Raw genomic sequence first — 16,711 nt, 5'->3', positions numbered from 1 at the left:
CCGGCTCTCCCCGTCTTCGGTTGGTGTCCCGGCACGGCCGGTCCCGATCCGAGATCCGCACGTCCGCATCCGAACTCGCAGAAAGGGATACATCGTGAGTGACAACGAGATCGACGCCTATCACCCCGATTTCGATCTGTACATGCCCGATGAGCATCGGATCGAGGACGCGGTGAAGGTGTACATGGTGTTCGAGGACGGCCGATGGTGTCTGGACGGGTTGATCCAGCAGAGCGATCCGCTCGACGAGCTGACCGGGACCCGGTGCAGCTACGAGCAGCCGCGCGAGGATTGCGTGGTCTGCTCGACCCCGCACGGCTTGGCCGTGGTGGAGGCCGCCGACCGGGCCAGCATGCCTAACGGGCGGGAACTGCTGGCCATGCTGGCCGAGGAGTTCGGTTACGTGCTCGTCCCGGCCGCGATGGCAGGACCCGGACCACAGATCACCCGGCTCAGCGAGCAGGTCCAGCAACTGCTGGACAAGCGCAGCGAGGTCGACGAACTCGGCGACAAGCTCGCCGACGCCTTCGTCGGCGCGGTCGAACTGTCGACCTATCTCAACACGGCGACCCGCCGCGGACGGCTGCGCGCCATGCGGACCCTGATCGCCCACCTCACCGGCAAACCCGCCACATGACCGGCCACGGCGACCACGCGCAGGATGCGCACCCGACCCCGGCCGACGGCCACGACACCACGGCCGCGGACCCGTGCGGGTGCCCCGCGTCCGCGCGTTCGGTCCCCGGTGGTGTGCAGGTCCGCCATCACCCACGGTGCCTGCACGGTGAACCCCGCCGCTACCTCTGGTGCTACGCCGGTGCCCTGCCTACCGGCAGTCTCGCCGACTGCAGCGAGCACTTCGGATCCCTGGACCCCGACGCCCGGCGCCGGCTCGCCGCCGCCGGGGACGAACTGCGCACCTGGACCGACCATTAGCGGCTCCACATCACCACCACCAGACCCGAGTCCGCCCGCGTCCACTTCCACCTGACCGTCGCCGACGAATGGGTGGACCTGGTCCTCGACCCGTCCTGGTAACCGGTTCCACACCGGCGCGACGCCGGTATCCGTTCTCTGTGAAAGGTGATCATCGATGGCTGTCAGAACCTCGGTGCCGGTGCCCGAGTTCGCTCGCGAGATCCTGGCCGAGTCCCGAATCGAGGGCCACAACCTTGTGCTGCCCCAGCAGTTGAGCCAAGCCGACTACCGGAAAATCAACAGGGTCATCGAATCCATGGGCGGACGATGGAACCGCCGCGCACGCGCCCACGTCTTCCCCGACGACCCCACCGAGACTATCGCCGCGGCCGTAGCCCGCGGCACGACCCCCAACACCGATCGGAAGATACTCACCGCCTACTTCGCGACCCCCGAGCCGCTGGCCCGCCACCTCGTCGCCGGACCCCACTCCGGGATCGCGGCACTCGCGCCCGGCGCGCACGTGCTCGAGCCCTCCGCCGGTGACGGCGCGCTCGTACGAGCGATCCTGGCCACCAACCCGGGCGTGGAAGTCACCGCCGTCGAGCCCGACCGCGCGCGTGCCGCCGCGATCGACTACGACCCGCGGGTCACCATCGTGATCGCCGGTTTCGAGGAATTCGCCGCGACCCTGACCTCCCGGTACGCGGCCGTGGTGATGAACCCGCCCTTCGCGCTGCCCGGTCAGCCGACGGTGTGGATGGACCACCTCTACACCGCCTGGGACCTGCTCGAGGGCGGCGGGCAGTTGCTGGCGCTCGCGCCCAACGGCTACACCTACCGCGCCGACCGCGACCACGCGGCGATGCGCGACTTCATCACCGCCCACGGCGGGCACGAACCACTGCCCGCCGCGGCGTTCACCACCTCCGGTACCGACACCGACACCGTGCTCCTGCACGCACGCCGCCCCCTCCATCGCTGACACGGGCGCTCACCCGAACCACCGGTCTTCACCGACGCCGGGTCTCAGCTCTCGATTCCGGCTCCGGTCACGGTCCCCGCGCGCCGGACCGCGTCATCTTGCTGAAAGGAACGGCTCCCATGGGCGAGGACATCGAGGGACTATTCCCGCTCACAACACTTTTCGACGACGCGGCGATGCCGGTATGCTGGTCGTTCGGATTAGGTGTCGACAGTGCCGCGGGCATTACCCGCACTTTGCTCGATCCCGGATTCCGGCCCCCGCAGTTGCTCGATGATCTGTCGAACCTGCTGGTATTGGTGGCACAGACAGGTGATAAGTGGCGGTCGACCAATAATCTTGTCGCGCAACATATCCTGCCGTTGATCGCCGCTCGCCGGGTGCGTTTCGTCGAGGTCGCGCGTGCCGGTCCCAGTGTCGCCGACGGGATCGTCGTCCTGCAAGATACCCGGTCCCCGACCCGGCTGCATCCCGATCCCGACGAGCACGGCTTCTGCCCGCTCTCGGCCGAGCATCGCGGCAACGGGGTCATGCCCACCCTGAACGGACGTGCTTGCTCAGCCAAGGCAAAAGGCCAGCCTTTAGATGCTTGGCGCGCAACATATTTGGGGCCGCGCCCCTACATCCACGCCATCGGCTATTCGGCGGAGGAGTCCGGGAGAATCTCCCGCGACACCTCGGTCACGATGGGCGGGCGCCGCCACCCGATCTACCCGCTGCACGCGGCCGGGATGACCCGCGCGATGAGCCAGGGCTACCTGTACGGGCTGTTCGGGGTGTGGTGGCCGAAAAGTTGCTGTCGTCAATGTGGTTTCGTCAGCGTGCCCAGTTGGCCCGACCAGCTCGCCCGCTACCGCGCTTTTCCCGAGGAGGCGTTCAAACATCTCGTCGACGAGTACTGCGCGCTCGCGCTCAACCACCGCAGCGGCCTGTTCGGGCCGGGTAAATCGTTACGCGACAGGCTCCGCGCCGACGGCGCGTCCGAGGTCCATGCCCTGGCCGACGCTGCGATGGATGCGTGCGAGTGGGCGGTGTATCGGGTGCGGCGCTGCTACAGCGCCCGCGCCCAAGCATGGCGCGCGGTCGAGATCATCCACCGCGGCGACCGCGGCGAGGCCGCGCGGTTCGTCGGCGACCTCGCCGATAGCCTCCAGATAGCTGTCCGGATCGACGGTGAGCACACCCGGCTCTGGCTGACCGTCGAGACCGAGGACTATCCACGCCTGGAAGAGTTCTTCGTCGCGGCCCCGAACACGATAAACCCGAAAAAACGTGCAGGTTTCGAAACCCGGTGGGGCGGACACGCCGACGAACGGCTGCTGGCACTCGAACACATGTGCCTTGCAGGGGTAATTGACCACTCTCATCGATAGCTGGCCAGTACACGTGTTTCACCGTTCAACTGGGGCTCTCGGTGGCCGTTTTCCGGATTTGTCTGCGGCGCCGGTGATGTCGAGTGTCGTACGTTCCATGCGGAGCGCCGACTCGTGTGGTTCGCACCACCTCTCGATGAGTTGGCGTGGATAGGGGCTAGAGCGGCGCGGAACTCGTTGGCCTCGGGCTTGCGGCCTCATGAGCCATCACTTTGAGTAATCCGAGGGTGGCAATCGATTGCCAGGCAAAATACCTACGACGACCTTCCGATCAACTGTGGCTCCTGCCGGACGGTGGGTCGCGACCCAGATGAGCTCATCGAGTCTGAGGGTGCCGCTGCTGGAGGTCTTCGGCGTCAGGTCGAGTACGAGGAGCAGGCCGAAAGGGACGTTGGTATTGCTGTATTCCGTCGTTTGCGCCAGGTAAGTGGATTCGATGTGCTGGCGGCTATTGTCGCCATCGTCCTTCTTGATCTCGGCCAAGTAGTGCAGCGCGCCGAAGCGCACGATGATGTCGCCGCGTCCCAGAGCCAGGTCGATTGGTTCGGCGCTCACCGCGTGGTGGAGGGCACCCGAGTCCAGCCAGCCGCGGAAATCGAGTTGTAGGTCCTCCTCAACTGGTTGGCGTTGGTCCTTTTCTGGGCGCAGGCGGTAGTCGTAGATCGGTTCGCCGTTACGGCGCCGCTTCCCCAGAAGGCTGGACTTATTGAGGTTTAAGCGTGATTTGAGGAATAGGACGGTCTGGTGCACCAATGCGGAGAAAGTTGGGGGTACTCGCCCGGCGTAGTCGGGGTGTCCGGCCAGCTGGTCGAGGATGTGATGCGCGATCGGAAGTACCACTGGGTCGCTGGCGTCGAAGCGGTTCTGGTCTGCCTGCTCGGCCATTCCACCGAGAAGGGCCACCATATCGTCGGCCAAGTCTGCCGTGAAGTCTATTGCCGCCTTCTCACCCAGGGTGCGGACCAGAAATGGTGCTAGGCGGTAAAGCCGTTGCGTAGCTTGCGGGTCTTCGTCTTCGGGGTTGCCCGCGCCGTCGGGCACGCTGGATCTGCGGGTGCGGGGTTGTCGGGCGCGGATCCTGCCCAGGAGGATTTCGGCTGTTGGGTGGTCGAACTGGGGGTGGCCGGTGTGCTGTTCGGGTTGCTCGACAGCGCGTTCGAGGATTTGCAGGAAGTTCTGTTCGCGTAGGAAGGTGTCTTCGATTGCGGGTTTGACGAGTAGGGCGACGCCCGTGTCGGTGTCGGAGCCCAACGGTTGGACGGTGCGGATGGAGTTGTAGGCGGAGAGGACGGCGTCGAGAGCGTTCCACGGGGTCATCCAGACCGTGTCGGCGAGAGTGTTCGAGGCTGTGTCGAGTAGCAGTAGGAGTTGGTGCCATCCGAGAAGGGCCGAGTGGCGGGGGCGGGTCCAGGTGGGCTGGTGGGTACGCAACTGCCACGCGGTGAGTTGTTCGAGTGACTGGGTGAGGCGTGCGGCGGCGTTGGCGACGGCAACGGTGTCGTGGCGGCTGAAAGCGAGAACCGCGTCGCAGGCCGCGATCAAGCAGTCAGCGTCGGTTCGTGCCTCGTCGGTGGTGCTGGCGGCGAGATCTCGCCGGGCATCGATCAGGTGTTGGGTGACCTGGGTCAGGTCGGTGCTCGATAATGCGTTGCGGAGTCGGTCGCAGCCTAGTTCGTAGACCGCGTCCGAGTCGGAAGCTTCCAGTTGGGCCAGCTCACCGAGTAGGCGGCGCAGCGTGGTGGCTGCTTCCGTCTCCTCCGCCCAGCTGTCGAGTGCCGCGCCGAGGGTGCGCGGCAGCAGTTCGACGAAGTCTTCCGGGGCGTCCTGCACAGAGAGCCGTTCGAGGAAATCCCACACCCGAAAGGGCTTCACCGCCTTGCCGACGGCCAACCGCACTGCGGCGTCCAGTCGGGTACCGGCGAGGACTGGGGCGTCCTGGACCGTCTGTGCGAGTTGGTCGAGAAGTGCGTCGAGCAGCGCTGGTCCGTGAGAACCGAGCACCGCTGGACGGGCCAAAAGTACTTCCAAGGCGCTGGACAGGGCCAGCACGCTTCTCTGCGCCGCCAGACCGTCGACGAACAGTCCGGTGACATCCGCCCATCGCTCGTCGGCGTCGTCCGCGGTAATGGCCTCGGCCAACAATGGTGCCAATGGACCTGCGGCGATCTCGCGGGCTTTGTCGAGGATCTCCGCCACGGGAATCGCGATCGTTGTGAAGGACGCCCGCTGCCCGGCTGCGGCAAGGTCGTTCAAGCGATCGGCCAAGTCAGCCACGTCGTGTTCCTGGCCTGGTCACCACAGCGGCTCGTTCTCGTCAGCTTCGATGGTGTGCTTGGCGTCGAGGACAGTGTGGACAAGATCGTAGTCGCGGGTTGTGATCACGACCTGAATGCCCTGTTCTTCGGCTACCGCCGCGAGTTCGCGGAACAGGACAGTTGCGTCGAGGTCTTGAACCTCCTCGGCTTTTGGGCTGTCGATCATGACCAGTCCCGGGTGGGTCGAGACGCCATAGGCAGCCCCGACGCGCAGCAGAGCGATTACCAACGCGATGCGCAGGCGCAGGCGCGCACCGGAATCGCAATCGCTGAACCAGTCCTCGCCGCCCCCGTCCTTGGTGACCTTCATCCGAGCACCGCGGTCGATGCGCACGTTCTCGAGCGAGAGCATGCCGAACCGACGGGACAGGTCGACGACCTCTCGCCCCAAGTCGTTGAACAGCGCGACCGCGGCGTTCTTGTTGTCGGCGTCGAGGATCTTCACCGCCGTGTCCAGCACCCGCAGAGTCACCGTCTCGTTGTCGGCTTCGTCCCCGCCCGGCGGGGACGAAGCCGGCAGGACTTCCAAAGCGCCTTCGAGGCGCCAGACTGCCTGCTGGGCATGCATCACCTCGGGCAGCGCGGTGGCCGACCGCGCAGCTCGGAGAAGTTCGTCTGCGGTAGCCAACTCCGCGGTGAGGGCCCTGAGCCGAGTACGCGTGGACTCCGCGTGGGCTCTCACCTGGTCTTCGGCTTCCACAGCCGCGTTCAAGCGGACCTCTGCCTCTGCGATGATCTCCATCGCCTCGGCATCGTCGGTGGCGACCGGGCGGTCGCACACGGCGCAGGCGTGGGAGTGGTGCTCCCTGTGCCTGCGGTCGGTCGTAATGGCCTGATCGCACCGCGGGCAGGCGTCGGGGTCCAGTCCCTGGAACAGCGCTCTGGCGACCTTGCTCTCGCGGACGTCGGCCAGGCGCTTGGCTGCCCGCTGACGGTCGGTTTTCGTGCTCTGCTCGGCGCGCCGGGCGTCGTCGTCGACCGCTCGGGCGTCGGCGACCTGCCCGGCCAGGTGCGCGGCTTTTCGGGCGAGTTCGGTGAGGGATCCGCTGTGCCCGGCGGCGGCGGTGAGCTCGGCCAGTCGCGCGCGTGCGGTCACCAGTTCGGCCTCGATGCGCGTGCGCTCTTCTAGGCGCTGGGCCGCTTCGCGTTCCCACTCGGCTTGGCGGGCTTGTACCTCGTTACGGCGAACATCGCGAGCGGTCCTGACCCGGGTGAGCGCTGCGGCTGCGGGGAGGTCCAAGAAGACCTGAAGCAGCCTGCCCGCCAAGCCCGACATCGGATGGTCTCCCAGCAGGATCTTCGTGCTGGCTGAGCCCAGGTACATCGCGGCAAAATAGGCTGGCCATCCGTGGGTCTGCGTGCCGGTCTCGTTTAGCGTGCTGACAATCTGAGACAGATCGAGCCGGTCCAACATCAGGTTAGCCACCTGCTCGGCATAGCTCTGTTCGCCGGTCGCCTGCAGCAGGACAGTCACTTTCTGTGCAGGATCCGATTCCCGGGCATGAGCAAGGAAGGACGCGCTGGGTGCGGTGAGGACGGTCGCGGACAAGATCGCCCCGTCGGTGATGTCCAAGCGGAAACCCATCGACTGTCCGGCGACGGTGATGTCCAGGTCGAGGTGATTCAGCCAGCCCCGGACGCCGCTCTGCAATTCCCGCCGCGGTGTCCCGCGCAGGCACCATGTGATCAGCTCCAGCACACTGGTCTTACCCCGGAAGTTGGACGCGACCAGAGCCGTCAAGCCCGTGGTGAAATCAAATGTCGTGTCGAAGGCACCGGGTGCGACCTTGCCCGCGCGGACTCCCGCCATCCGCAGGCGTACCAGGCGCAGGGCCCGCGGGCGTGCCGGGGTGAACACCAGAGGCCACCCGTAGGTGGCGAATACATCCCGTACCTGTTCCGCGGTGACCTTGGCCCGGTCTGCGATTCGCGTATCCAGCAACGCTTCACCGGACACCGGCGGCTCCTGCGCGCCCCCATCTGCCACGGTGCTCGCATCTTTACCGGTGAACAGGGCGTGCTGGTCGTCGCCCACAAGCCCGGTCATCGTCGTTCTCCTTGCGTAGTGTCCACAGCCTCACGCGAATCGGCCAAGTCGGCTTGCAGCGCCGCCAAGCGGGCACGTGCACGCGGTGCCACCGTCGAGATGTGCTCGTGCAGCGGCGTATCGGCGTACTCGCGCTGCAAGTACTGGCGGTTCTTCAACTGCGTTCCGCCGAGACCGTCCGCGAGTCTCACCACCAAGTCGACCCGGTCGACGTAGTACTGGAAGACCGGCTCGTCGGCGACGATCTCGCGGGCCACCCGCCTGCCTTCGTCGAGGAGGTAGAAATCGCTCTGACGCACCCGCTCGATCGTGCCGCTGCGTTTGCGGGCGGCAAGGCCCGCACCGCGTAGAACCGCCATCGCGTTGTCGATGTTCTCCCACGCGCCGAACTTGTTGCGCAGCATGGGGTATCGACGCACCTCGGGTTCCTCGGAGTCCAAGATCGACGCGGCCATGGCGAGCAGCGGCTCTTCGCGACTGCTCTCGTAGTCGTTGAGCAGCTCGTCCGCAAGGTAGTCGGGGTTGCGCACCCAGAAGTCGAGCTTCAGCAACCGCACCGTCGTGCGGACGACACACACCGCGGTGCTCAGACCAGGAACCCTCCGCTCGGTGTCGTCCACCGGTTCGCCCGCACTGTCGAGCAACAACAGGATCCGAACAGCATCCTGCTCCCGGCTGGTCACCGGATCCTCTGCGCTCAGTGGATCGGCCCTTTGGTCCACGCGCTCAACGTATCAGCCGATCTGACTGCTGCGTCGAGAACTCGACGAAGGAAACTCCTGAACCGCAGTCGCGCGACAACGGCGTCGGATGTCCGCGACCCGCTGGCCCACAAACCAATCGATAACCGGGCCAGCCCGCAGCCCACGTCCCTGGATGGCCAACTATCACTGCGCGGCCCGGCCAAGAATGGTTGTCCGCAACGCGCCTGCCAGCGTCACCAAGCGCGGGCATGGCCATGCATGGATGCGAGTCACAACACACCGCCCTCCACAGCGCGGACTCTCCGGTCGCCGCCTGAGCGCCAGTTCCCGGTTCCCCACGCCGACTGCCAGTTTCGCACTCCCCGCCTCCGTGCCGCATCCGGTGCACCACGCCGAGATCTGTTCACTTCCAGCTCCCGATGTTGTCCTGGCCTCTCACGGCCTGGCGCGAGCTGCCCTGCCTCCCTACAGAAAGGACGACGATCGTGTCCCCGATTCAGCACGAGTTCACCGCCTCGGAGGCCGAAACCCTGATCTGCACGGCCGCGGAGCTGTGGGCCAGTACCGGTGACCCCCACGACATCCTCGGCAAGCGCCAGAAGCAGCTGCTGGCCCGCGCACACGAGCTGCTCACCGAAGACGACCCCGACGACGGCGAAGACCCCGTCGCCGGTCCGGCCAGCGAGAAACCGGCGACCGCCTTCGTCATCGCCCACCACGATCCGGTCCCGTTCGCCATCGACGAAGCCGCCTTCGAACTCTGGCTGGTGGTGCACGCCGACCGGGTCGAGGGCCTGCTCCCGGGCCGCCACGACCGTATGCCCGCCAGTGACCTGGTGGCGTTCTTCAACGCCGCACGCGAAGCCGATGTCCTCACCGAGGACCCGCGCCTGGAATTGTGCCTCGATCACGACAACACCGCCGGACTGCCCGGGTTCACCCTCGTGCTGCGCAACCAGCACGGCAACCAGGACGGACTCGGGTTGACCACCGGGTTCACCGAACTGCTGTTCCCCGACACCGACACCTCCACCGCCCAGGCGGCGCGGTTTCACCTCGAACACATCATCGAGGTCGCCAACGGCGTCTTACACCTGATCACCGGCCTCGGACCGGGGCTCAGCGCGAACGTTCCTCTCCGACAACAGCGAAAGCAGGACAGCCATGATCACCGTCCGGGAACTACGCACGTGGGCCTCCGGCCTGGACCTGTCCCACCACGTCGGGATCGATGAGGGCGGGCTGACCCTGGTAGAGATCCCCGAACACGACCGCCTGGCCGGCGCCTACCTCGAGGTCGGCGGCTGCGACGAAGATCCCGACCCGACCGACCCGACGCCGAACTCGCCGGTGACCGACCCGACGACGGTCAGCGCTGCGCCGGGTGAGGTGGTGGTGTCGGTGGCCGATCTGCTGGCCCTGGTCGGCGGCAGCCTCACCCGCGCCGAATTGCCCCGCGTGCGTGCGGCGCTCCGGAAGTCGAGCGTCGGTGACACCTTCAGCGAGGTCGTGTTCGCGGTCATCACCGCACGCAGACACGAACTCATCACCGGGTTGCGGACGTTCTTCAATCCCGGCGCGTTCACCGGCCGACTCGGCAGCGGACCACTGGCGCAGTTGCCCGGTGATCACATCGGTCGGCTTTTCGGTCAGATCGAGATCGCGTCCGGGCTGTCGCTGATGCGGGTGTGCTGCGGTGACGCGGCCCGGATCTGTGTTCTCGACCGCGAGACGGACAGGTTGTTCGACCTCGGCGAGATCTTCGAGGCGTGGCTGCACGGCGACGCGCCCCTGCCCGGGGCCCTCACGCGGTGGATTGGTGACCCCGTCGACGACTTCACCTACGACGAGCTCACCCGCCTCGGCCCCCACGACTACCGGCTGCCCGAACCCGCCCCCGGCAGCGACTGACCCGTCCCGGACCACGAACACCGTAACCGCACAGACCTGCCAAAACCATGCGTTCATGCGCATGTCGACAACTATCAGAGAGGAGGTGGTGCTCGTGTCGGCGCCGCTCACGATCTCCCACACCGCCGAGGAAGGCACCCTGCTAGAAGGGACCGTCCGCGACGATGGCACCTACGAGGTGATGCTCGGAGTGCGCAAGGCGATCGGGCATTGGCGGTGGGCCAGAAGCCTTCAGTGCTGGATCGTGGTGTCCTCGCGTGACCGCCAGCCCAAGCAGTACCACATCGACTACGCCGCCGAAAAGCTGCGCGAGGCCGGGTACACCGTCGAGGTCGACATCGACCATACCGCGCGCGCGACCGAGGACGCCGAGGCCGACCGCGCCGACCGTCAGGCTGATAGGGTCGATGCCTTGCGGGACAAGGCATCCCGCAAGGACGCGAAAGCCGCCACAGCGGAAGCGGCGCATCAGCGAGCCCACGACCAGTTGCCTCCGTTCGGAGAACCGATCAAGATCGGGCACCATTCCGAACGCCGGCACCGCAACGCGATCGACAAGGCGTGGACAGCATTCGGGCGTTCGGTCGAGGCCGGGCGCGACGCCACCCGCGCGCACAATCGTGCCGAGTCCGCCGCTCACACCACCGAGCAGCGGTATTCCCCGCGCACGGTCGCCAACCGGATCGAGGGCCTCGAGGCCGAGCAGCGCGGTGACCAGCGTGTCCTGGACGGTCACACCCGCCGGTTCCTCGACGGCCGCGGCGAGGTCTACCAGACCGAAACCACGACCCCGGCGACCGGAGACTACCGGGAGCGGGTGCTGGCCCGGATGACCCAGCGCGAGAAGGACATCGCCTACTGGAAACAAGTCCGGCAAACCCAGATCGACCAAGGGCAGACTCCCGGCTGGGGCCGCGACGATTTCACGGTCGGGGACTTCGTGCGCGCTCACGGCTCGACGTGGCGTCAGATCACGCGAGTGAACGCGAAATCGGTGTCGATGGTGAACTTTTCACTCTCGCCACTGCTGCTGCACACGATCGTGGCGAAGATGACCGGGCACCGGTGGATCACCACCGATGACACGGTGCGCTTCCACGACGTCACCGCCGTCATGAGCGAGGCCCAGGCCCGCGAACGGTTCCCCGACATCTTCGCCGACCTCGACGCCAGCGATCTCCCGCCGCGCCCGAAACGCAAGACCGGGACAACGAAACTCGACTACCGCCAGGGCCTTCAGGCCGAGTACTGGTCCTGGACGGTCGAGGGCATCGACTACGACGCGGTGTGGCCGCACCCGCCGTATTGGTACGCCAGCCCGCCCGAGCCCATCACCGAGCCGGGTGTGCTGCGTCTGCGCGCGCGGCGCCGCCCGGACAGCCGCGTGCTCGGTGACCCGGTCGAGCTCCCGGTGACCGAGTTCGCGATCACCGGGCCGGTGCGCTGGCCCGAAGAGGTCCACAACCAGGTCCGTGCCCTGGTCGAGGCCCGCACCTACCTGCCCGCAGCCTGACCCTGGCGACACCCTAGCGGGCGGCAGCGAGCAGACGGCCGCCGCGTAGTCGCGTCCGGCGTCCTTCTGAATCCGCTGTCACACAACAGCATCCGAAGTTCTTCGGCAGCGCCAGCGCGCCCCGTTCGGCCGCCATTCGACCGATTCTCGCCTCAGCGTGCCCTGCTGCGGCTTCCCGTCCATGTTCCGCACCGAGATCGAGATCGGAGCCCCGTCATGTCCTCCAGTCCTGTCCGTCACACCGCGGGTTCGCCCCGTGGCCTGCCCCTGTCCGTCGGCCGCTTCCTTCGAGGTGGCCGGTGATGGGCGCGGTGGCCTGTTCGGTGATCGTGCGCGGGCTGACCGGGCACCTGCGCGAGGTCGCCGCCGAGATCACCCCCGGACTGCCCTCGCTCACCGTGACCGGCCGGTCCGAGGACCCGCCACACGACGCCATCGACCGAGTCCGCGCCGCGGTCGCCGCGTGCGGCTGGGACTGGCCGCAGGCCCGGGTGAGCCTGGCGATCGCACCGCCGATCGACGCGGGCATCGACGGCCTCCACGACCTCGCCCTGGCGGTGGCGATACTGACCGCCACCACCCAGGCCACGGTCCCCGCGCCGCGCCTGGCCGGGGTCGTACTGCTCGGCCAACTCGCCCATGACGGCGGATTGCGGCCCGTGCGCGGGGTCCTGCCCGCGGTCCTGGCCGCCCGCGACCACGGACGCACCGTCGTGATCGTCCCGCACGACAACCTGGCCGAAGCCGCTCTCGTACCGGGGGTCACCGTGCTGGGTGCCCTCCACCTGCGCGCGGTGCTGGCCTGGCTCGGCGGCAACGACCACGCGGTGACCGGCCCCGCCGCCGCGGTGCCACCAGAATCGGCCGGTGTGGACCTGGGCGAGGTTCGCGGTCACTACCGGGCACGGTGGGCCCTCGAGGTCGCCGCCGCCGGGGGCCATCACCTGCGTATGATCGGACCACCCGCGGCCGGCCTCGGCGCACTGGCCCGACGCCTGCCCGGACTCCTACCACGGCTGACCGAATCCGAGTCGCTCGAGGTCCGGGCGATCGCGTCGCTGACCGGCACTCTGCCCGAGGGACCGCTGCCGGCGATCACCGCCCGCCCCTATATCGAGGTCCACCACTCGGTGAGTGCCCGCGCGCTGCTGGGCAGTGCCACCTTCGCGCGTCCCGGCGCGCTCGCACGCGCTCACCACGGGATCCTGCACCTGGGGTCCTATCCCGACCTGCACGAGCGCGCACTCGACGCGCTGCGGACGTCACTGGAGGCCGGGGAGGTCGTCGTCGCCAACCGAGACAACCTGCTGCGACTGCCGTGTGACACCCTCGCGGTCCTGACATCGCCCGAATGCCTGTGCCCCGCAACCCATCAGAGTGCGTGTGCCTGCCCGGCGGCGGCCAAACGGGGCCACCAGGAGCGGCTGCGCCGGGTGCTCGCCGAACGGGTCGACATCACCGTCCGCGAGGACCCCGACGAGCGTGGCGGTTTCGGGGACGACTCGCGCGAGACCAGCGCCGAGGTCCGCCACCGGGTTACCGCCGCCCGCACCGCGGCAACCCGACGCTGGCGCGAGTACGGCTACACCACCAACGCCCGTGTGCCCGCATCGCTGCTGCGCCAGCAGTTTCCGTTGTCACCGGCGCAGGCCGCGCCGCTCGAGGCGGCACTGCGGGAGGGCCGGATCACCCGCCGCGGCGGCGACCGTGTCCTCGCGGTCGCGGTCACCATCGCCGACCTGCGCGGCGCGGATCATCCCAGCACCCACGACATCGTCGAAGCCCTGCACCTGCACGGATTCGGCAGACCATAGCCCCGCGCCCACATACCCACCGCGACCGAAGGCGGAGCCGGTCCGCGCTCACCACTCCGGTGCGCCGGAGTCGGGAATTCCATTGTCGGACCGGCCGATACGCCGCCCTGCCCCTGCATCCGCAACGACATCGGTCGACCATGTCGAAGGAGTCATTCATCTCATGTCCACACCCGCGCCCACCAACCCGCACACCACCGAGATCGGCATCGCCGTCGAGAATGCCCGCGCACGGGCCGAGGGCTTCGTCTGGGGCGTGCTCCACATCCAGCACCCCGGCACCCGCGAGGCGAAGATCGCCACCGCGTTCGCCACCGCCTACGCCGATCGCGTCACCGAATCCCTGACCGGTGACGGTGTTTCCGTGCCCGGTTTGGCGGATGCGTGGGTCGCGTGGCGGGTCAGCGGTGACCTCACCGCGCACCTGGCGCCCGTCCGGTCGCCGGTCGAGCGGGTGCCCGGGTTCGCGGAGTATGACGCGGCGCTGCGCGATCGGACGGCGTATTGGCTGTGCGCGGAAGCCCTCGGGTACGTGCGCGGCTGGTGTGATGCCGCCGGGGTCGGCTCCGGTGACGCGGTCGATTTCGCGCACGCCTACGCCGTGCTCGTGGCCGCGGGCGGATCCCGCCTCAACATCGCCGACTCCTGGATCAACTGGCGCGCGGGCCGCCCCCTCACCGCCTTCGGCGACTGAAAACCTCGGCCCGACTCTGCCAGGTCCGGTGTAGGTCGCGCGCCGAATTGGACACACCGATTCCACCAACCAGCAGAGAGGGATTCACTCATGAACGGCACTGATATCTGCCCGTACGCCGCAGTGCGTGAGCTCCGGCGGCTGGCGTGGGCGCTGCTGTCGCGGGCTGCTCGCGGACCGTCGAAAGCGGTGTGGCAGCTCGTCGACCGGGTCGGTGTCGAGGACGCCGCGACCGCGCTGGCCACCGGCATCGCCACCGACGAGGTGGATCCGGGTGTGCTCGCTCGCGCGAATCCCGAGCGCGCCGCCGCCGAGTTGGTCGTGCACTGCGCGGGCGGGGGCCGCCTGATCACCCCTGATGACCCTGAATGGCCGTCCGCGCATCTGTCTGCGCTGCACGCACCCGATTGGGTCCCGGCCATTTCGTCGGGCCCCTGGCCTTATGGGTGTCGGGGACACCGCGACTGTCGGAGATCGCCGAGGACGCTGTCGCGGTCGCGGGGACACCGCGCCCGAGCGACTACGGGATCGAGGTCACCGCCGCCATCGTCGCCGACGTCACTGCCCGTGGGATGGCCGTCGCCGCGATCGGCGGTCCCGGCATCGGAGCCCACGCCCTGTCCACTGCCCACCGGATCCCGGCACCGACGGTGGCGGTCCTGGCGTGTAGTACCGACCTGGCCCACCGCCATCACAACCATCACCTCCGGTCTCCACGGCCCGGCACCGGCTTGCTGGTCAGCGAGTACCCGCCGGGCAGTCCGACGCGACCGCGGCGTGTCGCGGCGGCCCACCGGTTGCTGGCCGCTCTCACCCGCGCCACGGTCCTGGTCGAGTCCGACCGGTGCTGGAGCGAGGTGTCGATCATCTGGGCGCAGCGGCTGGGCCGCAACGCCTACGCGGTTCCCGGGCCGATCACCTCCCCGACCTCCCACAGCAGCAATTGCCTCATCGCCGACCACGACGTCACCGCGGTCGTTTCACCGCGCAACATCTTCCTCGTCTCCGGTGAGCTGCCTGCCGAACCGCTTCCCGGCCACGACGCCGGGAACCGATCGAACGGAGAACCCACGTGATCGATACCTTCGCCTGGACCAGCAACCTCACCCGCCACGGCGGCACCGAACTGGCCCTGCTCGCCGCCGGCCCCACCGCCGAGGTGGACCCCGTCGCGGCGTCGGTGGCCGCGCACCCGGTCGCGCGCGAGACCCGCGATCGGGTTCGTGCCGCCTTGATCAACAGCGACGCCGCACATACCCGTGCGAGCCCTACCGGCTTTACCGACTCGGGGGCTCCGGCCACCACACCCACCACGATCTGGCCGCCGCGCTCACCGTGCACCAACTCGCCACCGACCCGCCCTGGTGCGGACTGCTCGATCACATCGTGTTCCTCGCCGAACTCGGCCTGGACGGCAGCCTGCGCCCCCGCCTCCCGCAGCAAGCGGTCGCCGCCGTGGTCGCGGCGGCGGCTCGCGCCGAATTCCGCTATGCCGTCACCGCACGCCCCACCGAGGGTGCCGATCTCGACCAGGTCGAAGGCATCACCGTCGTCACACCGACCGATCTACGGGCCGTGCTGACCTGGCTCGAATCCGTGTCGGGCGAGGATCCCGGATCGGCCGCGGCCTGCGCGGAGTCGCCGGGGATGCGCATCGCCCGCCACCTCGGTCCCGCCCGGGTCCGGCAACTACGGGTCGTCCTCGACCGCGGCGAGGTCGACGAGGACGCCCCGCACCCCGGCGAGAACAGCTGAGGCGATGCCATCGCGCACGAACGGTCATCCCGAACTCCCGACCCCGCGCGCGCCACGGTGACCCGGACCGGTCGCCTTCGCGCAGGTGGGCCACGGATTTCGACCGCGTCGGTCCGGTCTCCGGCCACCGCGTTTCCCGCTTTCGTTGTTGTCGGGCCCGCCGGTCCGGCCCGATCGAATGGAGAACCACGCGTGATCACTCCCTACGCCTGGACGATGGCGGTGACCGAGGACGGTCTCACCTTCCTGACCGCCATCACCGCCGTCCCCGCCAAGGCATCGGACCCGATCGCCTACACCCCAGGGTCCCACCTGATCGACCCCGACATCAGTGAGCGTGCCCGCGCGGCCCTGATCGACGGTGTCGATCGCCCTCGCGCCGACCCGGTGCGGCTCTACCGGATCGGCGGCGCGCACAGCGCCACACTGCACGATCTCGCGATCGCGGTCGCCCTCGACGCATGGGCCACCGCCCCGCCCTGGCGGATCCTGCTCGAGCAGATCGTGTTCGTCGCCGAACTCGGCCGCGACGGTAGCCTGCGCCCCGCCCGGCCCGCGACGATCACCGCCGCGGTCGCCGCGGCGGCGCGGCTGGGTTTCCGCTACGTGGTCCTCGCGGCCCGCGACAACGACAGCTACCTCGACACGGTCGAGGGCATCACGATCATCACCGGCACGCATC

General features: G+C 68.2%; 14 protein-coding genes. 11 read left to right on the top strand and 3 right to left on the bottom strand.

Annotated features, from left to right (window positions below):
* Positions 1 to 94: 94 nt before the first annotated feature.
* The 4 genes from NV348_RS16265 (at position 95) to NV348_RS16250 (ending at position 3,276) form a co-directional block, all read left to right on the top strand.
* Positions 95 to 637 (top strand): hypothetical protein, encoded by a 543-nt coding sequence (locus NV348_RS16265; protein WP_280186184.1) that lies wholly within the window; start codon positions 95 to 97, stop codon positions 635 to 637.
* Positions 634 to 936 carry a hypothetical protein gene (locus tag NV348_RS16260; RefSeq protein WP_280186183.1) on the top strand — a complete coding sequence of 101 codons (303 nt, stop codon included), beginning with the start codon at positions 634 to 636 and terminating at the stop codon, positions 934 to 936. The genes NV348_RS16265 and NV348_RS16260 overlap by 4 nt, the downstream gene beginning before the upstream one ends.
* Positions 937 to 1,093: 157 nt before the next feature.
* Positions 1,094 to 1,903, top strand: coding sequence for a hypothetical protein (locus NV348_RS16255; protein WP_447147634.1), 810 nt, complete (start codon positions 1,094 to 1,096; stop codon positions 1,901 to 1,903).
* A gap of 119 nt (positions 1,904 to 2,022) precedes the next feature.
* Complete coding sequence (locus tag NV348_RS16250; RefSeq protein WP_280185096.1) at positions 2,023 to 3,276, top strand: hypothetical protein; 1,254 nt, start codon at positions 2,023 to 2,025, stop codon at positions 3,274 to 3,276.
* Positions 3,277 to 3,483: 207 nt separating this feature from the next.
* On the opposite strand, the gene NV348_RS16245 is transcribed toward NV348_RS16250, so the two are convergent.
* The 3 genes from NV348_RS16245 to NV348_RS16235 are packed head-to-tail and all read right to left on the bottom strand — an operon-like array spanning position 3,484 to position 8,321.
* Positions 3,484 to 5,550, bottom strand: a complete 2,067-nt coding sequence (locus NV348_RS16245; protein ID WP_280185094.1) for a hypothetical protein — start codon at positions 5,548 to 5,550, stop codon at positions 3,484 to 3,486.
* 18 nt (positions 5,551 to 5,568) lie between these two features.
* Positions 5,569 to 7,638, bottom strand: a complete 2,070-nt coding sequence (locus NV348_RS16240; protein WP_447147633.1) for an ATP-binding protein — start codon at positions 7,636 to 7,638, stop codon at positions 5,569 to 5,571.
* The gene (locus NV348_RS16235) at positions 7,635 to 8,321 is read right to left on the bottom strand and encodes a hypothetical protein (protein WP_447147632.1); all 687 of its coding nucleotides are present in this window, start codon (positions 8,319 to 8,321) and stop codon (positions 7,635 to 7,637) included. Before NV348_RS16235 ends, NV348_RS16240 begins: the two co-directional genes overlap by 4 nt.
* Before the next feature lie 506 nt (positions 8,322 to 8,827).
* Between NV348_RS16235 and NV348_RS16230 the strand changes: the two genes are divergently transcribed.
* From NV348_RS16230 to NV348_RS16200, 7 genes are all read left to right on the top strand, one after another.
* Positions 8,828 to 9,577 (top strand): hypothetical protein, encoded by a 750-nt coding sequence (locus NV348_RS16230; RefSeq protein WP_280184983.1) that lies wholly within the window; start codon positions 8,828 to 8,830, stop codon positions 9,575 to 9,577.
* Complete coding sequence (locus NV348_RS16225; protein ID WP_280184985.1) at positions 9,507 to 10,253, top strand: hypothetical protein; 747 nt, start codon at positions 9,507 to 9,509, stop codon at positions 10,251 to 10,253. Before NV348_RS16230 ends, NV348_RS16225 begins: the two co-directional genes overlap by 71 nt.
* 61 nt (positions 10,254 to 10,314) lie before the next feature.
* Positions 10,315 to 11,766 carry a DUF3560 domain-containing protein gene (locus tag NV348_RS16220; RefSeq protein WP_447147631.1) on the top strand — a complete coding sequence of 484 codons (1,452 nt, stop codon included), beginning with the start codon at positions 10,315 to 10,317 and terminating at the stop codon, positions 11,764 to 11,766.
* A gap of 302 nt (positions 11,767 to 12,068) precedes the next feature.
* Positions 12,069 to 13,580, top strand: coding sequence for an ATP-binding protein (locus tag NV348_RS16215; protein ID WP_280184987.1), 1,512 nt, complete (start codon positions 12,069 to 12,071; stop codon positions 13,578 to 13,580).
* A gap of 163 nt (positions 13,581 to 13,743) precedes the next feature.
* Positions 13,744 to 14,274 carry a hypothetical protein gene (locus tag NV348_RS16210; RefSeq protein WP_280184988.1) on the top strand — a complete coding sequence of 177 codons (531 nt, stop codon included), beginning with the start codon at positions 13,744 to 13,746 and terminating at the stop codon, positions 14,272 to 14,274.
* Positions 14,275 to 14,642: 368 nt separating this feature from the next.
* Positions 14,643 to 15,350, top strand: a complete 708-nt coding sequence (locus NV348_RS16205; protein ID WP_280369357.1) for a DNA-processing protein DprA — start codon at positions 14,643 to 14,645, stop codon at positions 15,348 to 15,350.
* 259 nt (positions 15,351 to 15,609) lie between these two features.
* The gene (locus tag NV348_RS16200; protein ID WP_280186738.1) at positions 15,610 to 16,029 is read left to right on the top strand and encodes a hypothetical protein; all 420 of its coding nucleotides are present in this window, start codon (positions 15,610 to 15,612) and stop codon (positions 16,027 to 16,029) included.
* Positions 16,030 to 16,711: the final 682 nt, after the last annotated feature.

This window comes from Nocardia fodinahabitans (assembly GCF_052983615.1).
The sequence above is the reverse complement of the archived record's forward strand: the minus strand, read 5'-3'. Positions and strand labels throughout refer to the sequence as shown.

What these genes read in the sequence shown, in the direction of transcription:
- NV348_RS16255 (WP_447147634.1), top strand. Translation starts at nt 1,094, where the DNA reads ATGGCTGTCAGAACCTCGGTGCCGGTGCCCGAGTTCGCTCGCGAGATC.
- NV348_RS16250 (WP_280185096.1), top strand. Translation starts at nt 2,023, where the DNA reads ATGGGCGAGGACATCGAGGGACTATTCCCGCTCACAACACTTTTCGAC.
- NV348_RS16225 (WP_280184985.1), top strand. Translation starts at nt 9,507, where the DNA reads ATGATCACCGTCCGGGAACTACGCACGTGGGCCTCCGGCCTGGACCTG.
- NV348_RS16215 (WP_280184987.1), top strand. Translation starts at nt 12,069, where the DNA reads ATGGGCGCGGTGGCCTGTTCGGTGATCGTGCGCGGGCTGACCGGGCAC.
- NV348_RS16240 (WP_447147633.1), bottom strand. Translation starts at nt 7,638, where the DNA reads ATGACCGGGCTTGTGGGCGACGACCAGCACGCCCTGTTCACCGGTAAA.
- NV348_RS16220 (WP_447147631.1), top strand. Translation starts at nt 10,315, where the DNA reads ATGTCGACAACTATCAGAGAGGAGGTGGTGCTCGTGTCGGCGCCGCTC.
- NV348_RS16205 (WP_280369357.1), top strand. Translation starts at nt 14,643, where the DNA reads ATGGCCGTCCGCGCATCTGTCTGCGCTGCACGCACCCGATTGGGTCCC.
- NV348_RS16260 (WP_280186183.1), top strand. Translation starts at nt 634, where the DNA reads ATGACCGGCCACGGCGACCACGCGCAGGATGCGCACCCGACCCCGGCC.
- NV348_RS16210 (WP_280184988.1), top strand. Translation starts at nt 13,744, where the DNA reads ATGTCCACACCCGCGCCCACCAACCCGCACACCACCGAGATCGGCATC.